This window comes from Sphingomonas sp. A2-49, assembly GCF_025548555.1.
In the GTDB taxonomy this organism is placed as follows: Bacteria; Pseudomonadota; Alphaproteobacteria; order Sphingomonadales; family Sphingomonadaceae; genus Sphingomonas.
Genome location: NZ_JAJLPA010000005.1, coordinates 1 through 22,945 on the forward strand (window position 1 = coordinate 1; position 22,945 = coordinate 22,945).

Below are 22,945 nucleotides of genomic sequence, written 5' to 3' on the forward strand. Positions count from 1 at the left end.
TTGCCGGATCATCCGCTGCTCGGCCTGATAGGCGGCGATATCCGCCGCGACCACGGCGGTGGTGGGAAGGCCGGCGAGCGCGGGCGGCGACGGCCGATAGGCCGCGATCTGGCCCGCGAGCCACCGGCGCGGATCGGCGGGGGGCGGCTGGTCCGGCCGGGCGCCGAGGCCGAAACGGTTGATGGCGATGGCACTATCCGACATCGACGATGCTCCTTGCCCCCGTCACGCCGCGCTACACCCGATTTGTCGCAGAATTATGCCAGCCTGCGCGGCCCCGATTGCGCGCCTTGCATCCATCCCCCCGCGCCTTTGCATTTGAGCCCGTTGCTGCACTGCAATATCGACGGGCCACGAAAGTTGGGAAGGACCTGATCGACACGACGCACACATGCGGGAGAACGATCATGCGCAAGAGCTTTGCTATCCTGGCCACCATCGCGGCCGCCCTCACCTCGACGATCGGCATGGCCCGCGAAGGCCAGCGGACGTTCGAACACGACGGCCAGACGTACGTCTATACGACCACGGTCGCCAACGACCGCCAGATCATCACCGGCCGACGTTTCCCGTCGGGCGCGCCGTTCCGCCTCGTCGTCCGCGGCGATCGCGTGACCGGGACCGCGGGCGGCGTGCCGGTGTCGTTCCGGACCGCCGAAGCCCGCGGCGCGGTGCGCGGCACGCAGCTCGCCTCGCGCTGAACCGGCGACCGCCCTCCCCTGCCCGACGGGCGGGGAGGGCCGGTACCGGAAGGCCGGCTAGAACCCCTCCGGCAGGTCGATCGCGCCGACCATCTCGCGATAGCGGGCGACCGCGTAGCGATCGGTCATCCCCGCGATGAAATCGGCGATGTGCCGGCTGCGGCCGGGTTCGTCCGCAGGCACGTCCTCCACCCAGTCGGGACTCATCGCCGCCGGGTCGGCGCGATAGGCGGCGAACAGCCCGGTGACGATACCGTGCGCCGCCTCCGCCGCGGCGAGCTGCAGCGGATGATGGTACAGGTTGGCGTACATGAAGCGCTTCAGGTCGCGCTCCTCCTCGCGCATCTGCGGCGAAAAGCCGCACAGCGCCTCGCCCGCCTGCCGCACCTCGTCGGCGCTGCCGACCCCGGATGCAGCGATCCGCCGGCGCGTCTCCTCGATCAGGTCGTTGACCATCGTGCCGATCTGGCTGCGGACCAGTTCGCTCGCCAGCCGCTTGGGCGCGATATCCGGGAACCGCGCGCGCGCCGTGTCCCAGCCGCGCGCGACGATCGGCACCGCAAGCATCTGGTCGAGCATCAGCAGCCCCGCGCGCAGCCCGTCGTCGATGTCGTGATTGTCATAGGCGATGTCGTCGGCCAGCGCGGCGACCTGCGCCTCCAGACTGGCATGCGAGGTCAGGTCGAGCGGGAATGCGGCATCCGCCTCGCGCAGGGCCCAGCCGGGATGGCGCACCGGGCCGTTGTGCTTGGCCAGCCCCTCCAGCGTCTCCCACGTCAGGTTCAGCCCGTCCCAGCGCGGATAGGGCCGCTCGATCCGGGTCAGGGCGCGCAGCGTATGGCCGTTGTGGTCGAACCCGCCGGCATCGGCCAGTGCCGCCTTCAGCGCGTCCTCGCCGGCGTGACCGAAGGGCGGGTGGCCGATATCGTGCGCCAGGCACAGCGCCTCGGTCAGGTCCTCGTTCAGCCCAAGCACCCGCGCGATCGTCCGGCCGATCTGCGCGACCTCCAGGCTGTGCGTCAGGCGGACGCGGAAGTGATCGCCGTCCGGCGCCATGAACACCTGCGTCTTGTGGCGCAGGCGGCGGAAGCTGATCGAATGGATGATACGGTCGCGATCGCGCTGGAAATCGTCGCGCGGGCCGCGGGCGGTCCCGGTCTGTTCCTCGTGAAGGCGACCTTTGCTGCGCGCCGGGTTGGAAGCCCAGGGCGCGCGAAGGCTCATTTGCCGCGCGACCGCCCGGATCTGGACGATATGGCCGATGCCTTGCCCGTCGAACGTGCCGAAGGCTTGTCGGTCGAACGGGTGGACGCCCTGTCCGGCGCGTCGTCGTCGTCCCGGGTGGCGGATGCCGACTTGCCGCCCAGCTTCGACACCGCCTGCCCGGCGTCGCTGGTGAAGGTGGAGGCGGGCACGCCCTCCTTCGCCAGCTGGTTGACGAAGGCGCGCGCCTCCGCATCGGTCTTGAACGGGCCCGTCAGCACGCGATTGGTCGCGCGCAGCGGCGTCGACCAGCCGCCGCGGCTGCCGAACACCGCCGGCGCCCGGGCCTTCGCCGCGGCATAGGCCTTGGGCAGGTCGCCTTCATAGGCGCCGCTGGCGACCTGGACCCAGATCCGCTCCGGATTGGCGCGCGCCAACTTCTTTTCCTCGGCCGCCGCCCTGGCGTCGGCGAGCTTCTTCTCGTCGGCGAGCTTCTTCGCGGCGAGCGCCTTCCTGTCGGCGACCGCCTTGCGGTCGGCCGCGCGCTTGTCCGCCAGCGTCTTTGCAGCCAACGCCTTTTCCGCCGCGGCGTCGCGCGCTTCCTTGGCCCGCGCCTCGGCGATCACGCGCGCGGCGGTGTCGGGCGGCGGCACGGCGGCGACCGGGACGGCCGCCACCGGTTCCGCCACGCCCAGTTCGGATGCGGGGATCGACAGGCCCGCGACGATACGCGCCAGCACCGAATCCGCCTCGGCACGCGATGGCGGCGCGACGACGTTCGGCGCGGGCTGCGCAGCGGCGGGCGTCGGGACCGGGACGGAGGCCGGAATCGCTTCGGTCGGTGCCACGGCGGAAGGCACCGGCGGGACCGTCGCGGGGGACGTCGTCGCGACGGTCACGGGCAGCGGCTGGACGACGGGGGACGCCACGGCGACGCGTAACGGCGTGACCACGACCGGCGTGGTCGTCGCCGTCTTCGGCGGGGTGGTGGGCGACGGAACGGCGGCTGGCGGCGTGGCCCTGGTTGCGAACCCGGGTGCCGCGGGCGTGGTGTTCGGCGGCGCGGCCGCGGTCGCTGCCAACGTCACCGGCGCCGTGCGCGGCAGCGGCTGGACGCGCGCCAGCGCAGCGGTCGCATCGCGGTACGAGGGCGCAGGCGTCGCGGCGACGCGGGTATCGGCCGCGGCAAGGGCAACCCGGCCCGTGTCGGGCAGCGCCTCGCGCCGGCCGCGGCTGCGCCGGTCGACCCTGCCCTGCCGCGCGTTCGGCTGCACCGCCGCCAGCGCGACCGGCGACGGCTCTGGCGTCAGCATCGGCAACACCGGAGCGAGCCGGGCATCGGCCAGCCGCTCCGGCGTCGCATGGACCTCGCCGAAATGGACCGCGAACGCGCGGTCGGCGGCGGGCAGCGCCGGCAGCCGCTGGAAGAACGGCAGCAACCCCTGCGCCATCCCGGCGGGCAGCATCGTCGTCGCGATCTTTTCCGCAGCCGCCTGATCGCCGCCCATCGCCAGCACGAACGCGCGGACGCGCCACGCGCTGCGATCGTTCTTGCGCACCAGCGGATCGAGCTGTTCGAGCGCGGCGTCGCGCTTGCCGGCGATGCCCAGCGACAGCGCGTAGCGGCGCGTGATCTCGTCGTCGGGCCGGGTCTTCAGCGCCAGCCGGTAATCGCGCTGCGCCCGCTCCTGCTGCCCGATCAGGTCGTAGGCGAGGCCGCGGTCGCCCGCGAAGCCGCGCGGATCGTAGCCGGCGGCCTCCGCCTGCGCGAAATAGCGCAACGCCTCGCCCGGGCGTTCGGAGCGGACCAGGATCGCGCCCTCCCCCGCCTTGATCCGCGGATCGTTTACCGACACCTTTTCCGCACGCGCATACAGCGATGCCGCACCGCTCAGATCGCCGAGCATCAGCGACAGGTCCGCCGCCGCGATCAGCGCGCTGAGATCGCGCGGATTGGCGGCGAGCGCCCGCATCTGCTCGGCGAGCCGGTCGGCATCGGTGGTGCCGGGCAGAGCCTGCACCACCGCCTGCGCCGCCAGCGCGGCCGGGGCACACGTCAACAGGAGCGCGGCGGGCGCCAGGAGAGCGGGATGAAGGAAGCGCATGGGATGACGGACTAGAGCGCAGCCGCCTCGAACCGGCAATGTCCGAAATCGGCCCACGCGGTGAAAGGAGGCGGGCCGGCGACGAACTCGCCGGCCGCGCCGATCAGGCCGCAGTCCGGCCCCCGCCCGCGATCGGGAGGGGGCCGCCCTGACTTACTGGTTGTTCTGACGGTGCAGGAAGCGCGGGATGTCGAGCGGCTCCTTGCCGTCACCCTCCGCCTCGTCGCGTGCCGGGCCGCGCGCCGCGTTCGACATGCGTTCGAACAGCGTGCCACCCAGCTTGACGCGCGGCTGCGGCGTGGCGTCGGGCGCCGCCGCCTCGCTGCCCGGCGCGATCCACGGCCGGCGAGCGGCCGGCGCCGCCGCGGGCGTGGGTGCCGCCACCGGCGCGGCAGCGGGCGCCGGGGCCGCTGGCGCGCCACCGAAGGGTTCGTCGGAATAGGTCTTGGGCGCCTGCGGCACGATCGTCTCGGCGCCGAGCACGAGCTCGTCGTCCGCCGCATCGGCGGTCGCGGGCTGCGCATCCGCCTTCGCCGGGGCGGCCGGATCGCGCTCGACCGGCGCGGGTTCGACCGCGGGCGGCGGGGTGAACGATACCGAGGGCGCCGGTGCGGCGGGCGCCGCCTCGGTCGCGGCGCTCGGCCGGAACGAGGTGCTGTCGTCGGTCTTGCGACCCATACCGAAGCTGAACGACTTGGCCGCTTCCGGCGCGGTCGCCACGGCGCCCGGCCGTCCATCCGAATCGATGCCGGTCGCGACCACGGAGACGCGGATACGGCCCTCCAGCTCGGGGTTGAACGCCGAGCCCCAGATGATGTTGGCGTCGGGATCGACCAGGTCGCGGATGTGGTTCGCCGCCTCGTCGACCTCAAGCAGGCGCATGTCGTCGCCGCCGGTGATCGAGATGATGACGCCCTTCGCGCCCTGCATGCTGACGCCGTCGAGCAGCGGGTTGGCGATCGCCTTCTGCGCCGCTTCCAGCGCGCGGTTGTCGCCCGACGCCTCGCCGGTGCCCATCATCGCCTTGCCCATCTCCTGCATCACCGACCGGACGTCGGCGAAATCGAGGTTGATGAGGCCGGGCATGACCATCAGGTCGGTGATACCGCGCACGCCCTGCTGAAGGACCTCGTCCGCCATCTCGAACGCTTCCTTGAACGTCGTGTTGGCGTTGGCGATCAGGAACAGGTTCTGGTTGGGGATGACGATCAGCGTGTCGACATACTTCTGCAGTTCCTCGATGCCGCCTTCCGCGCTCTTGGCGCGACGGTTGCCCTCGAAGCTGAACGGCTTGGTGACGACGCCCACCGTCAGGATGCCCATGTCGCGCGCGGCCTTGGCGATGACCGGCGCCGCCCCCGTGCCGGTGCCGCCGCCCATGCCGGCCGCGATGAAGCACATGTGCGCGCCCTCGAGCCGCTTGGCGAGATCGTCGATCGTCTCTTCCGCCGCGGCGCGGCCGATCTCCGGCCGCGATCCCGCGCCCAGCCCTTGCGTGATCTTGGCGCCCAGCTGGATGCGGTGCGGCGCGATCGACGATTTCAGCGCCTGCGCGTCGGTGTTGGCGACGAGGAAGTCGACGCCCTGCACGTCGGCGCGCATCATGTTGGCGATGGCGTTGCCGCCGGCGCCGCCGACGCCGATGACGGCGATGCGCGGGGTCAGCTCGTCGACCTCGGGAGTGATGAATTCGATGCTCATGGCCTAACTTTCTCCGCCCCTTCCGGTGAACGCGCCGGGACCTTGATTAACCTTTTGCATCAACGACTGGCATCGTTCCACAGAAAACGAAGGCAAGCCGTCGACGCCGCTCAATAATTCGCGCGTGCCGCCTGGATCAGCTTGCGCATCATGCCCATGCCCTTCTGGCGGTGGACGGTGGTTTGCTGCGGCGCGACCCCGCGCAGATCGACGGGATCGGTCGCAGCATAGAACGCCAGCCCCGCCAAGGTCGCGAAGGCGGGACCGCCATGCGCTTCGGGCAGGGCGGTCAGCCCGCGCGGCCGGCCGATGCGCACCGAACGGCCGAGCGCCTGCTGCGCATAGTCGGCGATGCCCTTCAGTTCGGCGCCGCCTCCGGTCAGCACGACCTGCCGCCCCACCGGGCCTTCGAACTTCAGGTGCGCGAGCGCCTTGCGGATCTCGTCCATCTGATGCTCCAGCCGCTGGCGGACGATCCCGATCAGCTGCGCCTTGGTGATCTGCATGCCTCCGTGCACGTCGTCCTCGGCCGCGATCGGCATCACCGGGATCATCTCGTGGTTGTCGCGGGGGCTGGCATTGGCGCTGCCGTGGAAGCATTTCATCCGCTCCGCCTGCGCGCGGCGGGTGCCGAAGGCGCTGGCGATGTCATCGGTGATGTCCTGCCCGCCGAGCGGGATCGAGCACAAGCCGACCAGCATCCCCCCGGCGAACAGCGACACGTTGGTGATCCCCGCGCCGATCTCGACCAGCGCGACCCCCAGCTCGCGCTCCTCCTCCGACAGGCAGGCAAGCCCGGTCGCCACGGGAGAGGCGATGATCGACTTCACCTCGAGATGCGCCGACCGGACGCACAGGTCGAGGTTGCGGACCGGCGATCCGTCCGCGGCGACGACGTGGATGTGGACGCCGAGCCGGTCGGCATGCAGCCCAAGCGGCTTCTTGACCCCGGTCAGCCCGTCGAGCGTGTAGAGCGCGGGCTGCGCATGCAGCACCATCCGCCCCTGCGGATCGATCGAGTTGCGCCCGGCGGCGAGCAGCGCGTCGATGTCCTGCTGCTCGACGCGATGGCCGCCCAGCTCGAACTCGACCTCGGCGACGTCGCTGACGAGGCCGCCGGCGGAAAAGCCGACCCAGACGTTCTCGATGTTGATGCCCGCGATCCGCTCCGCCTGTTCGACGGCCTCGCGCACCGCTGCCTCGGTCGCGGCCATGTCGGCGATATAGCCGCGCTTGACGCCGCGGCTCTCGCGCTGGCCGGTGCCGAGCACGATCAGCTCGCCGCCGTCGCCCTTCTGCGCGATCATCGCCGACACCTTCGACGACCCGATGTCGAGCGCCGTAATCAGCCCCTCTGGTGCAACCTTCGCCATCAGCCCTCAGCCCCCGCTTGAGAATCCGCCGCGCCCGTGCCGGACGTCGACGGTGTCGTGACTTCGCTCGGGTCCGGCACGTTGTGCGCCATGCTCGCCCCCGGTTTGCGCGCGACCAGCTTGCTGGGATCGCGCATGTCGAACCGCAACCAGCCGCGGCCCAGCAACGGTCGCGCCCCGTCCAGCTCGGCGAACTTCAGCAGCGCGGTCGGCGCGCCGTCCTCCGGCAGCGCCAGCGTCTCGCCGCTGTCGAACGTCAGGTCCCAGCGGCGGTTGCCGATCCAGGTCGCGGCCTTCACCCGCGGCTTCAGCGCCGGCGCCGCGGCGAGCAGCGCCTGATAGCCCGGCTCCTGCCGGTCCGCGCCCGGGCCGATCACCAGCGGCAGGTCGGGGATCGCATCGGCATGCACCGGTTCCAGCAGTACCCCGTCCTTGTCGATCAGCGTCAGCTGGCCATTGTCCTGCCACACCGCAGCGGGCGTCCGCTCGACGATGTCGACCAGCAGCGTATCGGGCAGGCGGCGCGAGACGTGCGCATCCGCGATCCAGCCGTAGCGCAGCAGCTTGCTGCGCACCGCCTCCAGATCGACGAGCGGCATCGCCCGGCTCTGCTGGTCGAGCGCCACCGCATAGACGCTCATCCGGTCCATGCGCTTGAGGCCCGTGACCTCGATCTGCTCGACCCGGAACCCCGCCTTCCCCGCCCCTTCGGCTATGGCGGTGCCGATCATGCCCGGGATGCCGATCCACGTCACCGCGACCAGCGCCAGCGCGATGCCGCCGCCGGTGATCGTCCACGTCGCCGCCTTGCGGACCGTATCCTCGCTGACCGGCAGCGCGGCGATCGCGCGCGCGAACAGGCCGACCTTGCGCGCCGGCTGCTTGCGGCGCGCGGCCGGACGCCTGGGGGGCGGCCCGCGCTTGATCGTGCGGCTCATCCCGTGCGCGCCCCGGCATCGGCCAGCGCCTCGTCCACGATCGCCTGCACCAGTTCGGCATAGCTCATGCCGATATGTCTCGCCTGTTCGGGCACCAGGCTCAAGGGGGTCATGCCCGGCTGGGTGTTGACCTCGAGCAGGAACAGGCCGTCGACGTCGCGCTCGTCGTCCCAGCGGAAGTCGGACCGGCTCGCGCCCTTGCAGCCGAGCAGCCGGTGCGCCTCCAGCGCCAGCGACTTGCAGGCGTCGGCGATATGGTCGGGAATGTCCGCCGGGCAGACGTGCTCGGTCAGCCCGTCGGTATATTTGGCGTCGAAATCGTACCAGCCGGTCTTGGGCTTCAGTTCGGTGACGCCGAGCGCGCGGTCGCCGAGCACCGCGGTGGTCAGCTCGCGCCCGCGCACATAGGGTTCGGCGAGCAGTTCCTCGAATTCCTGCCACGGCCCCTTCACGTCGCGGCCGATCGGATTGCCGTAATTGCCCTCCTCGGTAACGATCGCGACGCCGACCGACGATCCCTCGTTGACCGGTTTCAGCACATAGGGGCGCTGGAGCGGGTCGCGGTCGTGGATCTCCGCCGACCGGACGATGCGGCCGCCGGGCATCGGGATGCCGGCGGGGACCAGCACCTGCTTGGTCAGCACCTTGTCGATCGCGATCACCGACGTGGCGAGCCCCGAATGCGTATAGGGAATGCCCATTAGGTCGAGCATGCCCTGCACGCTGCCGTCCTCGCCGGGCGATCCGTGCAGCGCGTTGAAGACGAGGTCGGGCGCCGCCTCCGCCAGCCGCGCGGCGACGTCGCGGCCCATGTCGATACGGGTGACGCGATGGCCTAGGCTTTCGAGCGCGTCGGCACAGCCGTTGCCCGACTGGAGCGAGACCGGCCGCTCCGCCGACCAGCCACCCATCAGCACCGCGATGTGCAGCGCGCTCATGCCGGCACCCCCACGCGCTGGATTTCCCATTCCAGCGTCACGCCCGCATGCGTCTTCACCCTGTCGCGTACCTCTTCGCCCAGCGCCTCGATCTCGGCGGCCGTCGCCGATCCGAGGTTGAGCAGGAAATTGCAATGCTTCTCCGATACCTGCGCGTCGCCGCGGGTCAGGCCGCGACACCCGGCGGCGTCGATCAGCGCCCACGCCTTGTGCCCCTCAGGGTTCTTGAAGGTCGATCCGCCCGTCTTCGACCGCAGCGGCTGCGACGCCTCGCGCTCGGCGGCGATCCGGTCCATCTCCGCGCCGATCGCGGCGGAGTCCGCCGCATGGCCGCGGAACGTCGCGGCGATCACCACCGCATCCGCCGGCAGCGCGCTGTGGCGATAGGTATAGCCCAGGTCGGCGAGCGGCATCGTCACGCGCGCGCCCGAGCGCAGCACGACCTCCGCCTCGACCAGCACGTCCTTCACCTCGCGGCCATAGGCGCCGCCGTTCATCCGCACGAAGCCGCCGACCGTGCCGGGGATCGAGCGCAGGAATTCGACCCCGCCGATGCCGGCATCGCGCGCCGTGGACGATACGAGGATGCCGCTCGCGCCCCCTCCGCAGCGCAGCGTCGTCGCATCCAGCCGCGCGACCTGCGCGAACGCCTTGCCCAGCCGCACCACCACGCCCGGCACGCCGCCGTCGCGCACGATCAGGTTCGATCCCAGCCCCAGCGCCATCACCGGCACCGCCGGATCGAGGCCGCGCAGGAAATCGGTCAGGTCGTCGGCGTCCCTGGGCTCGAACAGCCATTGCGCCGTGCCGCCCGCCTTGAACCAGACGAGCGGCGCCAGCGGCGCGCCCTGGGTCAGGCGGCCGCGCACGTCGGCGGGTCGGTCGATCACCAAGGCCCGACGCCCCATAGCCGCGTCCACGCCTGGAACGCCGCGAGGTTCGCCTCGGCCGCCTTGCGCGTCGCCTCCTGCGCCTGCACCATCGCCTCGCCCGCCCCGACCGCATGGCCGCCGGCGTCCAGCGCCTTGCGCTGCGCGTCGAGCATCTGCTTCTGGAGCTTCACGCTCGCATCGAACCAGTCGTTCATCGCCGCTCTCCGATCGCCGCGGCGAGGCCCGCCGCCCATTTGGTGATATCGCCCGCGCCCAGACAGACGATCATGTCGTCGGGCCGGATCGTCGCGGCGATCTCGTCCGCCAGCGCGTCCGCATCCGCGACCGTCGCGGCGGACCGGTGCCCGCGCCGCTTCAGCCCGTCGACCAGCGCCTGTGCATCGACGCCCTCGACCGGCGCCTCGCCGGCGGCATAGACGGGGGTGACCAGCACCCGGTCGGCATCGTTGAACGCGGTCTGGAAATCCTCCATCAGATTGCCGAGCCGCGAATAGCGATGCGGCTGCACCACCGCGATCACCCGCCCCCGCGCGCCCTCGCGCGCCGCCGCCAGCACGGCGCGGATCTCCACCGGATGATGGCCGTAGTCGTCGATGATCGTCGCGTCGCCGCCCGCCAGCGGCACCTCGCCCACCTTGGTGAAGCGCCGCTTGACCCCGCCGAACGCAGAAAAGCCGCGCTGGATCGTCGCGTCGGCGATGCCGAGCTCCAGCGCGACGCCGATCGCGGCGAGCGCGTTCTGGACGTTGTGCCGGCCGGGCATCGGCAATTCGATCGCGGCAATCGTTCGCACGCTGCCGTCGCGCTCGCGCACCACGCAATCGAAGCGGTTGCCGCCCGGCACCGGCGTCACGTCGATCCCGCGGATGTCCGCCTGCGCCGAGAAGCCGTAGGTGACGACGCGACGGTCGCGCACCCGCGGCAGGATGTTCTGCACCTCCGGATGATCGAGACAGAGCAGCGCCGCGCCATAGAAGGGCACGTTCTCGACGAACTCGACGAAGGCGTCCTTCACCCCGTCGAAGCTGCCGTAATGGTCGAGGTGTTCGGGATCGATGTTGGTGACGACCGCGATCGTGCCGTCGAGGCGCAGGAAGCTGCCGTCGCTCTCGTCCGCCTCGACCACCATCCAGTCGCTGGCGCCGAGCCGCGCGTTGCTGCCGTAGCTGTTGATGATGCCGCCGTTGATGACGGTGGGATCGATCCCGCCCGCATCGAGCAGCGCCGCAACCATCGACGTCGTCGTCGTCTTGCCGTGCGTGCCCGCCACCGCGACGGTCGACTTCAACCGCATCAGCTCGGCGAGCATCTCGGCGCGGCGCACCACCGGGATGCGCCGTTCCAGCGCCGCCTCGACCTCCGGGTTCGACCGCACGATCGCGGTGGAGGTCACCACCACCGCCGCATCGGCGACGTTCGCGGCGGCATGGCCGATCGCGACCGCGATGCCCTTGTCGCGCAGCCCCTGCACGACATAGCCGTCGGCGACGTCCGATCCCTGCACCGTATAGCCCAGGTTTTTCATCACCTCGGCGATGCCCGACATGCCGATCCCGCCGATGCCGACGAAGTGGATCGGCCCGATATCGGTATGGACGCCGCGGATCATGCGTAGGCCGCCTTGTGCACCGGCTTGCCGACGGGCAGCCGCGATACCGGCGCATCGAGGCTCTCGACCAGATCGGCGAGGTCGCGCACCGCATGCGGCCGGCCGACGCTTTTCGCGCGGCTGGCGGCATTTTCCAGCGCGGCGGGGTCGAGGCCCAGCTTCTGCATCTGCTTGGCAAGCTCCACCGCGGTGAATTCGGGCTGCGGGATGCAGCGTGCACCGCCCGCCTTCGTGATCTCGCGCGCATTGGCGGTCTGGTGGTCGTCGGTCGCGGACGGCAACGGCACCAGGATCGCCGGCCGCCCCGCCGCGGTCAGCTCCGCGATCGTCGAGGCGCCGGCACGCGCGATCACCAGATGCGCCCAGGCGAGCTGTTCGGGCATGTCGGGAAGATAGGTGGCGAGGTCCGCCGGGATCTGATGCTCCGCATATTTGGCGCGCACCGCGTCGATATCCTCGATCCGTGCCTGATGCGTCACCTGCAACCGGCGCCGGAACGTGACCGGCAGCATGGCGAGCCCGTCGGGCACCACCTGGCTCAGCACGCTCGCCCCCTGGCTGCCGCCGGTGACGAGGACGCGGAAGATGCCGTCCTCCTCCAGCAGCGGATAGGGCCGGGTGCGCAGCGCGAGCACCGCATCGCGCACCGGATTGCCGACCAGATGCACCTTGTCCCGATGTTTCGCGGCCAGCCGCTCGGTCGTCTTGTACGACGTCGCGATCGCCGCCACCCTGCCCGCCACCAGCCGGTTGACCCGGCCCAGCACCGCATTCTGTTCGTGCACCGCGGTCGGGATCTTGTTCGCGAAGGCGGCGAGCAGCGCCGGCATCGCCGGATAGCCGCCGAAACCGATCACCGCGGCCGGCTTGAACGTCGCGTACAGCTCGCGCGCCATCGCCCGCCCGCGCAGCATCTCGCGCACCGCACCCGGCCAGCCCGCCGGCCGCTTCGCCTCGAACCGGCCGGCGGGCAGCACGTGCGTCTGGATGCCCCCCGGTCCTTCGGCGAAGAGCCCGGGGAAGCGCACGCCGCGTTCGTCGCTGACCAGCGCGACGCGATGCCCGCGCCGGGTCAGCTCCTCCGCCAGCGCCGCCGCGGGGACCATGTGTCCGCCCGTACCGCCGGCGGCGAGGACGTAATGCTTGCTCAATTCGAACCCCACCTCACCACATACGGGCTGCGCGTCAGGAACGGGTTGCGCCGCGTGAACGCCAGCAGCAGCCCCATGCCGATCGACAGCGCGATCATCGACGACCCGCCATAGCTGATGAACGGCAGCGTCATACCCTTGGACGGCGCGAGCCCGGTGTTGACCGCCATCGATACCAGCGCCTGCGCACCGAATTGCACCGCCAGCCCCGACGCGGCAAGCAGCTTGAATTCGTCCTGCTCGTCCAGCAGCTTGACGAACACGCGCACCACGATCGCCAGAAATACCAGCGCGATGATCGAACAGGCGATCAGCCCGAATTCCTCGCCGATCACCGAAAAGATGTAGTCGGTATGCGCCTCGGGCAGGCCGAATTTGGCGGTGCCCCCGCCGGGGCCGGTGCCGGTCCAGCCGCCGCTGGTGATCGTCGCATGGGCGGCGTTGGTCTGGAAATGATCGCTCGCGCCTTCCCCCTCGACGCCGGGGAACAGGAACGCGTCGATGCGGTTGCGCGCGGTGCCGTAGAACATGTACGCCGCGCCGAGGCCGACCGGGACCATCGCGACGATCGCGCCCAGCACGCGCATCGGCGTGCCCGCGATCATCAGCAGCGCCATCCATACGGTGCAGAAGATCACCGTCTGGCCGAAATCGGGCTGCATCATCAGCATCACCGCGATCACCCCGGTCATCGCGCCGGTGATGAGCACCGTCGGCAGTTCCGGATCCTTCGCCTTCAGCGACAGCAGCCAGGCGACTGTCACGATGAACAGCGGCTTGAGGAATTCCGACGGCTGGAACTGCGCGAAGCCATAGCCGATCCACCGCCGCGCGCCGTTGATGCTGTTGCCCAGGAACGGCGTCAGCGCGAGGCAGACGATCAGCACCGCCGCCCCCGCCAGCGCCAGCCGTCGCGCGAGCGGCACCGGCAGCATCGACACGCCGAACAGCACCGGCAGCGACACGCCCACCCAGATCAGCTGCCGCCAGAAATAATAGAGCGCGGTGAACTTGTGATGCTCGCCCGAATAGCGGACCGCGGTCGCGGGACTGGCGGCGGCGACCGCGACGAGGCCGATCGCGATCAGGAACAGCGTCAGCACCAGCAGCATCCGGTCGATGTCCCAGAACCACGTGCCGAGCGGCGAGCTGTCGCCGCGTCCGCCGCGCCGCTTCACCTTGGCGATCAGCGTGTCGCGCTGCGCATCGGTCATGCTGGCGCCATTCATGCGAGACCCTCCACCGCCGCCCGGAATGCCTGCCCGCGATCCTCGTAATCGCGGAACTGGTCGAAGCTAGCACAGGCGGGCGACAACAGCACGGTCTCTCCGGGCCGCGCCGCGGCGGCGGCCTGCGTCACCGCGGTCGCGAGGTCCCCGGCGAGCGACACTGCGGGGACGCGGCCCTGGAGCAGATCGCGGAACAGCGGCCCCGCCTCGCCGATCGTATAGGCGGCGACGACGCGGTCGAAATGCGGCGCGCAGGCATCGAGGTCGTCGCCCTTGCGCTTGCCGCCGACGATCCAGTGGATCCGGGCGAAGGCGCCGAGTGCCGGTGCGGTGCTTTCGGGATTGGTCGCCTTGCTGTCGTCGACGAAGGCGACGCCGTCGCGCGTCCCGATCGTCTGCATCCGGTGCGGCAGGCCGGCGAAGCTTTCCAGACCGGCATCGATAGCCGCCTCCGCCACGCCCAGCGCCCTCGCCACCGCGATCGCGGCAAGCGCGTTCTGCGCATTGTGCGGGCCCTGCAACGCCGGCCAGCGCGACTGGTCCATGCAGACGCCCGGCGCGATCTTGGTCAGGTGCTCGCCGCGCGCCGACAGGCCGCGCGCGATTGCCGCGGAGGGCGCATCGCCGATGCCGATCACCGCATCATGCGCGGGCGACTGCATCGCGAACAGCCGCGCCTTGGAGGCGGCATAGGCCTCGAAGCCGTCGTAGCGGTCGAGGTGGTCGGGCGTGACGTTGAGCAGCACCGCGACGTCGCAGTCGAGCGTCTGCGTCAGGTCGACCTGGTAGCTCGACAGTTCGAGCACGTAGACGCCGCCCGCGGGCAACGGCGCCTGTTCGAGGATCGGCAGGCCGATGTTGCCGCCCATCGCCGCGGGCACGCCGGCGGTATCGAGGATGTGGTGGACCAGCGCGGTCGTGGTCGATTTGCCGTTGGTGCCGGTGATGCCGACGACCCGGTGCGGCGGCAGTCCGGCACGCGCCTGCGCGAACAATTCGATATCGCCGATCACGGGCACGCCCGCGTCGCGCGCGCGCGCGGCCAGCGGATGCGTGTTGAGCGGTACGCCCGGGGACACCACCAGCCCCGCCGCGCCCTCCAGGTTCAGCCTGGCGATGTCGTGGACGATGACGCCGTTGATCCCCGCCGCGCGATCGCGGGCCGCGAGGTCGCTGTCCCACGCCACGACGTGCGCGCCGCTCTTCGCCAGCGCGCGCACCGTCGCCAGCCCCGATCGCGCCAGCCCGAGCACCGCATAGCGCCGCCCCTCGAAGGTCTGCGAGACGATCATCGCAGCTTCAGCGTCGACAGGCCGGCGAGCGCCAGCACCAGGCTGATGATCCAGAAGCGGATGACGACGGTCGGCTCGCTCCACCCCAGCTGTTCGAAATGGTGGTGGATCGGCGCCATGCGAAAGATGCGCTTGCCCGTCCGCTTGTAGAAGAACACCTGGATGATGACCGACAGCGCCTCGGCGACGAACAGGCCGCCGACGATGCCGAGCACGATCTCGTGGTGCGCGACGACTGCGATCGTGCCGAGCGCGCCGCCGAGCGCCAGGCTGCCGGTGTCGCCCATGAACACCGCCGCGGGGGGCGCGTTGAACCACAGGAAGGCGAGGCCCGCGCCGATCACCGCGCCGCAGAAGATCGCCAGCTCGCCCGCACCCGGCACGTGGGGAATGCCGAGATAGGTCGCGAACTTCACGTTGCCCGCGAGGTAGACGATCAGCATGAACGCGACGCTGGCGATGATGACCGGCATCGTCGCGAGCCCGTCGAGCCCGTCGGTCAGGTTCACCGCATTGCCGAACGCGACGATGGTGAACGCCGCGAACAGCGGAAAGAAATAGCCGAGGTCGAGGTACATGCGATCGGTGAACGGCAGGTACAAATGCGGCCCGTTCTGGCCCATGATGATCCACGACGCCGCACCGGCGATGGCGAATTCGAGCAGCAGCCGGGTGCGGCCGGACACGCCCGCGGTGCTCGCCTTGGTCACCTTGTCGTAATCGTCGAGGAAACCGATCGCGCCGAAGCCCAGCGTGACGAACAGGCACGCCCAGACATAGGGGTTGGCAAGGTCCATCCAGATGAGGATCGACAGCGCCATCGCGGTCAGGATCATCAGTCCGCCCATCGTCGGCGTGCCGCGCTTGGCGAGATGCGTCTGCGGACCGTCGGCGCGGATCGGCTGGCCCTTGCCCTGCCGCACGCGCAGCCAGCCGATGAAGCGCGGCCCGATGATGAGGCCGATCAGCAGCGCGGTCGCCACCGCCGCACCGGTCCGGAAGGACTGGTAGCGGATGAGGTTCAGCAGCCCGGTGAAGCCCAGGTGCTCGGCGATCCAGTACAGCATGTTACGTTCCGCCCCCCAGGCCCGCGATCACCCGCGACAGCCCCACTCCGTTCGATCCTTTGACGAGCACGGCGTCACCGGCCCTGGCCAGATCCTGGAGACGGCCGAGCGCTGTCGCAGCGTCGGGCACATGGACGACATTGATACGCGCCTCAAGGGCCTGCGCGAGCGGCGCCATCGCTTCACCGACGAGCAGCGCCGTTTCGACGCGCGCCGCGAGGATCGGCTCGGCGAGCCCGGCGTGATAGTCGGCGGCGGCATCGCCCAGTTCGCGCATCTCGCCCAGCACCGCGACGTGGCGGCCCGGCTCTTCGGCGAGTACCGCGAGCGTCGCGCGCATCGAGGCGGGGTTGGCGTTGTAGCTTTCGTCGATCACCAGCATGTCGCCACCGTCGACCCGCGCAAGGAAGCGCGCGCCGCGACCCGACAGCCCGCCCATTTCGGCAAGCGCGAGGCCCGCGCGGGCGAGGTCGGCGCCGGCGGCATCGACCGCGGCGAGCACCGCCAGCGCGTTGGACACCCAGTGCATTCCCGGCTGCGCCAGCGTGAAGGACAATTCGCGGTCGCCCAGCTTCGCCGTCACGAACGACGCGCCCGACGGCAGCCGCATAGCCTCCACCGCGCGCACGTCTGCATCGCGCCCCATCCCGAACGTCACCGTCCGCGCGGCATAGGGCGCCGCCGCGGCGATCAGCCGGTCGCGATGCGGGCTGTCGAAGGGCACGATCGCCACGCCGCCGGGCTCCAGCCCCTGGAATATCTCGCCCTTGGCATCGGCGATCGCTGCCTCGTCGGGAAAGAATTCGGTATGCGCGGGGGCGATCGCGGTCACGATCGCGACGTGCGGACGGACCAGCCGGGTCAGCGCGCTCAGTTCGCCGGCGTGGTTCATCCCCATCTCGAACACGCCGACCCGCGTCTCGCGCGGCATCCGCGCAAGGCTCAGCGGCACGCCGGTGTGGTTGTTGTAGCTCTTGACCGACCGGTGCACCGCGTCGGCCAGCGACCGGTCGAGCGCGACGAACAGCGCCTCCTTGGCGCTGGTCTTGCCGACCGAGCCGGTGACGCCGATCACCGTCCCCGCCATGCGCGCCCGCGCCGCACGGCCAAGATCGTTGAGCGCGGCGAAGGTGTCGTCGACACGGACATGGGGATGCGCCGTCCCGGCGGAGACGATCGCCCCCGCCGCGCCTTGCGCGAACGCCTGGTCGAGGAAGCGATGCCCGTCCGTGCTGTCGCCGGTGAGCGCGACGAACAGGTCGCCCGGCCCCACCTCGCGGCTGTCGAAGGCGACGCCGGTCGCGGCGAAGTCCGCGGATGCCGTGCCGCCGGTGGCGGCGGCGATCTCGGCGGCGGTCCAGAGCGGCGTCATCGCCCCCCTCCCGCTTGCGCGAGGGGCTGGGGGTGGGCCTGTCCCCATGTGCCGGTCTCGATGGGATTCGCGCCCACGCCCGACCCCTCCCGCAAGCGGGAGGGGAGAAGAATGCCGCGCCTCACGACGCGCACTCGCGTGCGACCGCGACGTCGTCGAACGGCAGCACCAGATCGCCGACGATCTGGCCCTGTTCGTGGCCCTTGCCGGCGATCAGCACGATGTCCTGCGGCCCCGCCTCGGCGATGGCGGTGCGGATCGCCTCGCGCCGGTCGCCGATCTCGCGGGCATGCGGCGCGCCCTTCAGGATCGCGGCGCGGATCGCGGCGGGATCCTCGGTGCGGGGATTGTCGTCGGTGACGATCGCGACGTCGGCCTGCATCTGCGCGACCTGGCCCATCGTCTCGCGCTTGCCGGGATCACGGTCACCGCCGGCGCCGAACACCACGATCAGCCGCCCGCCGGCGTGCGGCTTGAGCGCGGCGATCGCCGCCTCCAGCGCGTCGGGCGTATGCGCGTAATCGACGTAGACCGGGGCGCCCGACCGCGCGATGACCGCGCGTTCCAGCCGCCCGCGCACCGGCTGCAACCGGGCAAGGTCCGCGATCGTGCGCGCGACGTCGCCGCCGGTGGCGATCACGAGGCCGGCGGCGACCAGCGCGTTCGCGGCCTGATAGCCGCCGATCAGCGGCAGCGTCACCTGATGCGTCCGCCCCTCCGCCTCGATCGTCAGCCCCTGTCCCAACAGCGTCGGGTCGCGCCCGACCAGCCGCAGCGTCTGGCCGCGTTCGCCCACCGTCACGAGCGTGTTGCCGCGCGCCTGCGCGAGGTCGATCACGCGGCCCGATTCGACGTCGTCGGCCCAGACCACCGCCGTCCCCGTCGGGCTCAGCACCTCGGAGAACAGGCGCAGCTTGGCGGTCAGATACGCGCCCATGTCGCCATGATAGTCGAGGTGATCGCGCGACAAATTGGTGAACGCGGCGACCGACACGGTCAGCCCCTCGGTCCGGTACTGGACGAGGCCGTGGCTCGACGCCTCGAAGGCAAGGTGCGTCACGCCCTCGCGCGCCAGCCCGGCGACGTTCGACAGGAAGGTGACGACGTCGGGCGTGGTCAGCCCGGTGGTGACGCGCTCGTCGGCGGTCGTCACCCCCAGCGTGCCGATCGAGGCGGCGTGCTCTCCCGCCATCCGCCACAGCTGGCGTGTCATCTCGACGGTCGAGGTCTTGCCGTTGGTACCGGTGACCGCGACGGCGACCGCGGGAAAGGGCGCGAAGAATTGCGCGGCGAGCTGCGCGAAGCGTTCGCGCGGGGTGTCGGCGTGGATCGCGACCGCACCGTCGACCGCGACGCCGGGGCGCACCACCACCGCGATCGCGCCCGATCGCACCGCCTCGGCGATATAGTCCTCGCCATTCACCCGCGCGCCCTCGAACGCGCCGAAGACGGTGCCGGGCGCGACCTTGCGGTGATCGATCGCGAACCCGGTGACGACCGCCTCCTCGTGGCCGCCGGTCAGCGCTCCCAGCCTCATGCCGCCGCGCTCACTGGCCGGTCGGCTGCGTGCGGCTCGGGTCCTGCCACAGCGTCGGCAGGATGTCGGACACGTCGATGTCGCGGTTCGCATCGGGAACGACGCCCAGCATCGCGCCCACCCGGCTGATCGTGCGCCCGACGACCGGCGCGGCGTTCCAGGCAGCGGTCTTCCACCCAGAGGTCTCCTTCGTCCCAAGCGGCGAATCGAGCATCGCCAGTACGACATAGCGCGGCTGGTCCATCGGGAAAGCCGCGGCGAAGGTGGCGACGTTGCGCGACCGGTCGTAGCCGCCCGCCACCGCGGCCTCCGCCGTACCCGTCTTGCCGCCGACGCGATAGCCCGGCGCGTCGCCCTTGCGCCCGGTGCCGCGCATCACGATCAGCCGCAGCATCTGGCGCATCCGCGCGCTCGTCTGTTCGCTGATGACGCGGCGTCCGACGGGCGCGTGCCCCGGCGCGACCTTCAGCAGCGTCGCCGGGCGCCAGACGCCGCCGTTGACCAGCGCGGCATAGGCGCTGGCGAGGTGCAGCGGCGTCACCGCGATGCCATGGCCATAGGCGGTGGTCATCGTCGTGGTCCGCGCCCAATAGGTCGGCAGCAGCGGACGCCCCTTCTCGCGCAGCTCGATATCGGGCTTGGTGTCGAAGCCGAGCTTGCGGAACATCGCCAGCATCCGCTGCGGCCCGACCTCGTCGGCGACGCGCGCGGTCGCGATGTTGGACGAATAGATCAGCGTTTCCGCCATGTTGAGCCAGCGCTTGGGATCGCCGCGCTCGTCATGGATGGTATAGCCGCCGACCTTGAGCGGATGCGTCGCATCGAACCGCCGCGCGAACGAGGTGACGACGCCGGTGTCCATCGCGGTCGCCATCGTGATCGGCTTGAACGTCGATCCCAGTTCGAACACGCTTTGCGTCGTGATGTTGCGCAGCTCCTCGGCACCCGCCATGCCGACCCGGTTGGGGTTGAACGTCGGCAGCGAGACCATCGCGATCACCTCGCCCGTCGACACGTCGAGCACGATGCCGCCGGCACCGCGCGCCGAAAAGGTGCCCATCGCGCGCCCGAGTTCGCTTTCCAGCGCCGCCTGCACCCGCGTGTCGAGCGACAGGGCGACGGGCTGCCCCGCCTTGGTGGGATCGAGCAACCGCTCGTCGAGCACGCGCTCCATCCCGCTCATGCCGTGGCCGTCGGTGGACAGGAAGCCGAGCGCATGGCTCGCCATCGTCGATTGCGGATACAGGCGCTGCGTCTCGCGCGCGAAGACCAGCGCGGGCTCGCCGATCGCGTTGACCTGTTCGACCAGTGCCGGGCTCGCCCGGCGTTGCAGATAGACGAAGCTGACCGGACGGGTCAGCTGGCCGTAGAACCACGCCTGGTCGCCGCGATCGGGCATCAGCGCGGCGAGCCGGCTGGCGATCTCCATCTTGTCGCCGATGATCTTGCGGGGATGGACCGCGATCGTCCACGCATCGATCGTCCGCGCCAGCGGCGCGCCGTTGCGGTCGACGATGTCGCCGCGCGCCGCCAGCGTCGCCACCCGCGCCTCCGCCTCGCCGCCCGACAGCAGGCCGAGCATCGCCAGCCGCCCGATGACGAGGATCACTGCGGCGGCGAACAGCATCATCAGCATCATCAGCCGCATGTGCGACGTCGCGACCAGCGCATGACGCTGCGTGGCGCTGCGCCGTTGCGGCACGGGTCGGGCGACGACGACGGTCAACGTTTGCGGGCCTCGGCGCGCGCGCTGCTGAGGATGTCGCCGAGCGTCGTGTCGGACAGCAGCTTGCGGTCGAGCATCGCCACGGCCTGCGGCCGGACCTTGGCGACCGCGACCTTCGCGCGCGCCGCCTCGGCCAGCTTGGCGAGCAGCGGCGCGCTCTTCTCGATCGCGGCGACCTTGATGACGACCGCGCGCTTCGCCTCGGGCATCGCCGCGGCGACCTGCACGACGGCCGGCGTCACGGCGGGCGCGGCGGTGGTGGCGGCGGCGGGCGCCGCGACCGTGGCGAGCGACGGCACGACCAGCGCGGCGGTCTGCACGCCCGGCGCGGCGGGCACGCCCACCTGGTTGACGTCGAGGCTGGCGAGCGCACGCTCGTCGGTGACGAACTGGCCCGCGACCGGCGCCGCGAGCGCCAGCGTCTCGCCGTTCCACTTTTCGAGCTGGACGAGGTTGGCGCGCGTCTCGAATTCGGTCTCCAGCGCGCGGATGTCGCGCTGGGCGGCATCGATCTTGCGATCCATGCCCTCCAGCTTCTTGCGCTCCGCGGCGACCTGCAGCGAGACCAGGTAGAAACCGAGGACGATGGCGACGCAGCCACCGAACCATCCGATCCCCTTCAACCGATACGCCGCCGTCATGATCTCACCTCCGCCAAATCCGTGTTACGCCCGGCATCGTCCCATGCCGGGGCCGTCGTCCGTCGCGCCGTCCGCAACGTCGCGGAGCGCGCGCGCGGGTTGCGCGCCACTTCCGCCTCGCCGGCGCGCACCGCGCGACCGACTGCCTCGAAGCTCGGCGCCACCGGCGCGCCCGCCTGCGGCAGGTGACGCGATCCGCCCGGGGTGTTGCCCGACCGGTCGCGCAGGAAGCGCTTGACCAGCCGGTCCTCCAGGCTGTGGAAGGTCACGATCGCCAGCCGCCCGCCGGGCTTTAGCACCCGCTCCGCCGCGGCCAGGCCGTCCGCCAGTTCGCCCAGTTCCCGGTTCACATGGATGCGGATCGCCTGGAAGGTGCGAGTCGCCGGATCCTTCTTGTCGTGCGGCCGGTGGCCGAGCGCCTTGCGGACCACGCCCGCCAGTTCCGACGTGCGGGTCAGCGGCCGCGCGGCGACGATCGCCCGCGCCACGCGCCGCGACTTGGGCTCGTCGCCGTAATGGTAGAGGACGTCGGCGATCGCATCCTCGTCGGCGGTGTTGACGAAATCGGCCGCGCTCGCGCCCTCCTGCGCCATCCGCATGTCGAGCGGCCCGTCGGACTGGAAGGAAAAGCCGCGCTCGGCCTGGTCGAGCTGCATCGACGACACGCCGATGTCCATCGTCAGCCCGTCGACCGGCGCGTCGATCGCCGCCTCCAGCGCGGAAAAGTCGCTGTGCACCAGCGTCAGCCCGGGCATGTCCGCCGCCAGTCCCGCCGCGATCGCATCGGGATCGCGATCGAGCGCAATCACGCGCGCGCCGGTCGCGAGGATGGCGCGCGTGTAGCCGCCGGCGCCAAAGGTCGCGTCGACCACCGTCTCGCCGGGCGCGGGCGCGAGCGCGGCCAGCACTTCGTCGAGCAGCACGGGAACGTGGGGCGCCTCGCCGCTCACAGCGCGATCCCCTTGTCCTGGCAGTAATAACGGCAGGCGGCGACCATCTGCGGCGCGATTCCGGGCGTCGACAGCAGGGTTTTGGGGTCCCAGATCTCGATATAGTCGAGCGTGCCCCAGAAGAAGGCGTGCGCGCCGATGCCGGCATAGAAGCGGGGGAAGCCGGGCATGATGAATCGCCCCGATCCATCGAACGGCACCGCTTCGCCGTTCGCGCCGCCACGCTTGATGTTGTGGTCGATCTTGCCGTCGACGCCCCGCGACAGCGCGACGCGCTCGTTCAGTTCGCGCTTCAGCTCGGCGATATAGGCGGGGTCGTAGGCGATCAGGCAGGGCTGGTCCTCGTGCGCCGCGATGATGACGGTGCCGCCATCCTTGCCGTCGGCACGGGGCGCATTCTCGGCGAGCGTGCTGCGGAGCGCGTTGGGGATGGCGACCCGGCCCTTGTCGTCGACAAGAGCAAGTCCGCTTCCCTGATAATCGCCCCTTTCCGACACGCCCGTCTCGCACCCTGACGCG

Annotated in this window: 20 protein-coding genes and 1 pseudogene; 1 reads left to right on the plus strand and 20 read right to left on the minus strand. The window is 70.9% G+C overall.

Annotated elements, in window-relative coordinates; translation table 11 throughout:
* Window positions 1–204: pseudogene (locus LPN01_RS06770) on the minus strand (DUF1800 domain-containing protein); the annotation flags it as partial.
* A gap of 203 nt (window positions 205–407) precedes the next feature.
* On the opposite strand from LPN01_RS06770, the gene LPN01_RS06775 reads away from it, so the two are divergent.
* Window positions 408–701, plus strand: a complete 294-nt coding sequence (locus LPN01_RS06775; RefSeq protein ID WP_262827611.1) for a hypothetical protein — start codon at window positions 408–410, stop codon at window positions 699–701.
* Window positions 702–758: 57 nt separating this feature from the next.
* Here the strand turns inward: LPN01_RS06775 and LPN01_RS06780 are convergent, their stop codons facing one another.
* From LPN01_RS06780 to LPN01_RS06870, 19 genes are all read right to left on the minus strand, one after another.
* Window positions 759–1,925, minus strand: coding sequence for a deoxyguanosinetriphosphate triphosphohydrolase (locus tag LPN01_RS06780; RefSeq protein ID WP_262827612.1), 1,167 nt, complete (start codon window positions 1,923–1,925; stop codon window positions 759–761).
* Window positions 1,922–3,964 carry a tetratricopeptide repeat protein gene (locus LPN01_RS06785; protein ID WP_262827613.1) on the minus strand — a complete coding sequence of 681 codons (2,043 nt, stop codon included), beginning with the start codon at window positions 3,962–3,964 and terminating at the stop codon, window positions 1,922–1,924. The genes LPN01_RS06780 and LPN01_RS06785 overlap by 4 nt, the downstream gene beginning before the upstream one ends.
* A gap of 198 nt (window positions 3,965–4,162) precedes the next feature.
* Window positions 4,163–5,710, minus strand: coding sequence for a cell division protein FtsZ (ftsZ, locus tag LPN01_RS06790; protein ID WP_262827614.1), 1,548 nt, complete (start codon window positions 5,708–5,710; stop codon window positions 4,163–4,165).
* A 110-nt stretch (window positions 5,711–5,820) separates the two neighbouring features.
* Window positions 5,821–7,083 carry a cell division protein FtsA gene (gene ftsA, locus LPN01_RS06795; protein ID WP_262827615.1) on the minus strand — a complete coding sequence of 421 codons (1,263 nt, stop codon included), beginning with the start codon at window positions 7,081–7,083 and terminating at the stop codon, window positions 5,821–5,823.
* A complete protein-coding gene (locus tag LPN01_RS06800) occupies window positions 7,083–8,021 on the minus strand; it encodes a cell division protein FtsQ/DivIB (protein ID WP_262827616.1) in 939 nt (312 codons plus the stop codon). The genes ftsA and LPN01_RS06800 overlap by 1 nt, the downstream gene beginning before the upstream one ends.
* A complete protein-coding gene (locus LPN01_RS06805; RefSeq protein ID WP_262827617.1) occupies window positions 8,018–8,959 on the minus strand; it encodes a D-alanine--D-alanine ligase in 942 nt (313 codons plus the stop codon). The genes LPN01_RS06800 and LPN01_RS06805 overlap by 4 nt, the downstream gene beginning before the upstream one ends.
* Window positions 8,956–9,867: a UDP-N-acetylmuramate dehydrogenase gene (murB, locus tag LPN01_RS06810; protein WP_262827618.1), complete on the minus strand. Its 912-nt coding sequence runs from the start codon at window positions 9,865–9,867 to the stop codon at window positions 8,956–8,958. The genes LPN01_RS06805 and murB overlap by 4 nt, the downstream gene beginning before the upstream one ends.
* Window positions 9,846–10,046, minus strand: coding sequence for a hypothetical protein (locus LPN01_RS06815; RefSeq protein WP_262827619.1), 201 nt, complete (start codon window positions 10,044–10,046; stop codon window positions 9,846–9,848). The genes murB and LPN01_RS06815 overlap by 22 nt, the downstream gene beginning before the upstream one ends.
* Window positions 10,043–11,458, minus strand: coding sequence for a UDP-N-acetylmuramate--L-alanine ligase (gene murC / locus LPN01_RS06820; RefSeq protein ID WP_262827765.1), 1,416 nt, complete (start codon window positions 11,456–11,458; stop codon window positions 10,043–10,045). Before murC ends, LPN01_RS06815 begins: the two co-directional genes overlap by 4 nt.
* Window positions 11,458–12,612: an undecaprenyldiphospho-muramoylpentapeptide beta-N-acetylglucosaminyltransferase gene (murG, locus tag LPN01_RS06825; protein WP_262827620.1), complete on the minus strand. Its 1,155-nt coding sequence runs from the start codon at window positions 12,610–12,612 to the stop codon at window positions 11,458–11,460. Before murG ends, murC begins: the two co-directional genes overlap by 1 nt.
* The gene (locus LPN01_RS06830; RefSeq protein ID WP_262827621.1) at window positions 12,609–13,841 is read right to left on the minus strand and encodes an FtsW/RodA/SpoVE family cell cycle protein; all 1,233 of its coding nucleotides are present in this window, start codon (window positions 13,839–13,841) and stop codon (window positions 12,609–12,611) included. The genes murG and LPN01_RS06830 overlap by 4 nt, the downstream gene beginning before the upstream one ends.
* Window positions 13,838–15,133 carry a UDP-N-acetylmuramoyl-L-alanine--D-glutamate ligase gene (gene murD / locus LPN01_RS06835; RefSeq protein ID WP_262827622.1) on the minus strand — a complete coding sequence of 432 codons (1,296 nt, stop codon included), beginning with the start codon at window positions 15,131–15,133 and terminating at the stop codon, window positions 13,838–13,840. Before murD ends, LPN01_RS06830 begins: the two co-directional genes overlap by 4 nt.
* Window positions 15,130–16,200 carry a phospho-N-acetylmuramoyl-pentapeptide-transferase gene (gene mraY, locus LPN01_RS06840; protein WP_262827623.1) on the minus strand — a complete coding sequence of 357 codons (1,071 nt, stop codon included), beginning with the start codon at window positions 16,198–16,200 and terminating at the stop codon, window positions 15,130–15,132. The genes murD and mraY overlap by 4 nt, the downstream gene beginning before the upstream one ends.
* A 1-nt stretch (window position 16,201) precedes the next feature.
* Window positions 16,202–17,572, minus strand: a complete 1,371-nt coding sequence (locus tag LPN01_RS06845) for a UDP-N-acetylmuramoyl-tripeptide--D-alanyl-D-alanine ligase (RefSeq protein ID WP_262827624.1) — start codon at window positions 17,570–17,572, stop codon at window positions 16,202–16,204.
* Window positions 17,573–17,693: 121 nt separating this feature from the next.
* Entirely contained in the window at window positions 17,694–19,109 is a 1,416-nt protein-coding gene (locus tag LPN01_RS06850) for a UDP-N-acetylmuramoyl-L-alanyl-D-glutamate--2,6-diaminopimelate ligase (RefSeq protein ID WP_262827625.1), read from the minus strand.
* Between the two features lie 10 nt (window positions 19,110–19,119).
* The gene (locus tag LPN01_RS06855) at window positions 19,120–20,835 is read right to left on the minus strand and encodes a peptidoglycan D,D-transpeptidase FtsI family protein (protein WP_262827626.1); all 1,716 of its coding nucleotides are present in this window, start codon (window positions 20,833–20,835) and stop codon (window positions 19,120–19,122) included.
* On the minus strand, window positions 20,832–21,476 hold the full coding sequence (locus LPN01_RS06860) for a hypothetical protein (RefSeq protein WP_262827627.1): 645 nt from the start codon (window positions 21,474–21,476) through the stop codon (window positions 20,832–20,834). The genes LPN01_RS06855 and LPN01_RS06860 overlap by 4 nt, the downstream gene beginning before the upstream one ends.
* The gene (rsmH, locus tag LPN01_RS06865) at window positions 21,473–22,426 is read right to left on the minus strand and encodes a 16S rRNA (cytosine(1402)-N(4))-methyltransferase RsmH (protein ID WP_262827628.1); all 954 of its coding nucleotides are present in this window, start codon (window positions 22,424–22,426) and stop codon (window positions 21,473–21,475) included. The genes LPN01_RS06860 and rsmH overlap by 4 nt, the downstream gene beginning before the upstream one ends.
* Window positions 22,423–22,923, minus strand: coding sequence for a division/cell wall cluster transcriptional repressor MraZ (locus LPN01_RS06870; RefSeq protein ID WP_262827629.1), 501 nt, complete (start codon window positions 22,921–22,923; stop codon window positions 22,423–22,425). Before LPN01_RS06870 ends, rsmH begins: the two co-directional genes overlap by 4 nt.
* Between the last annotated feature and the right edge of the window lie 22 nt (window positions 22,924–22,945).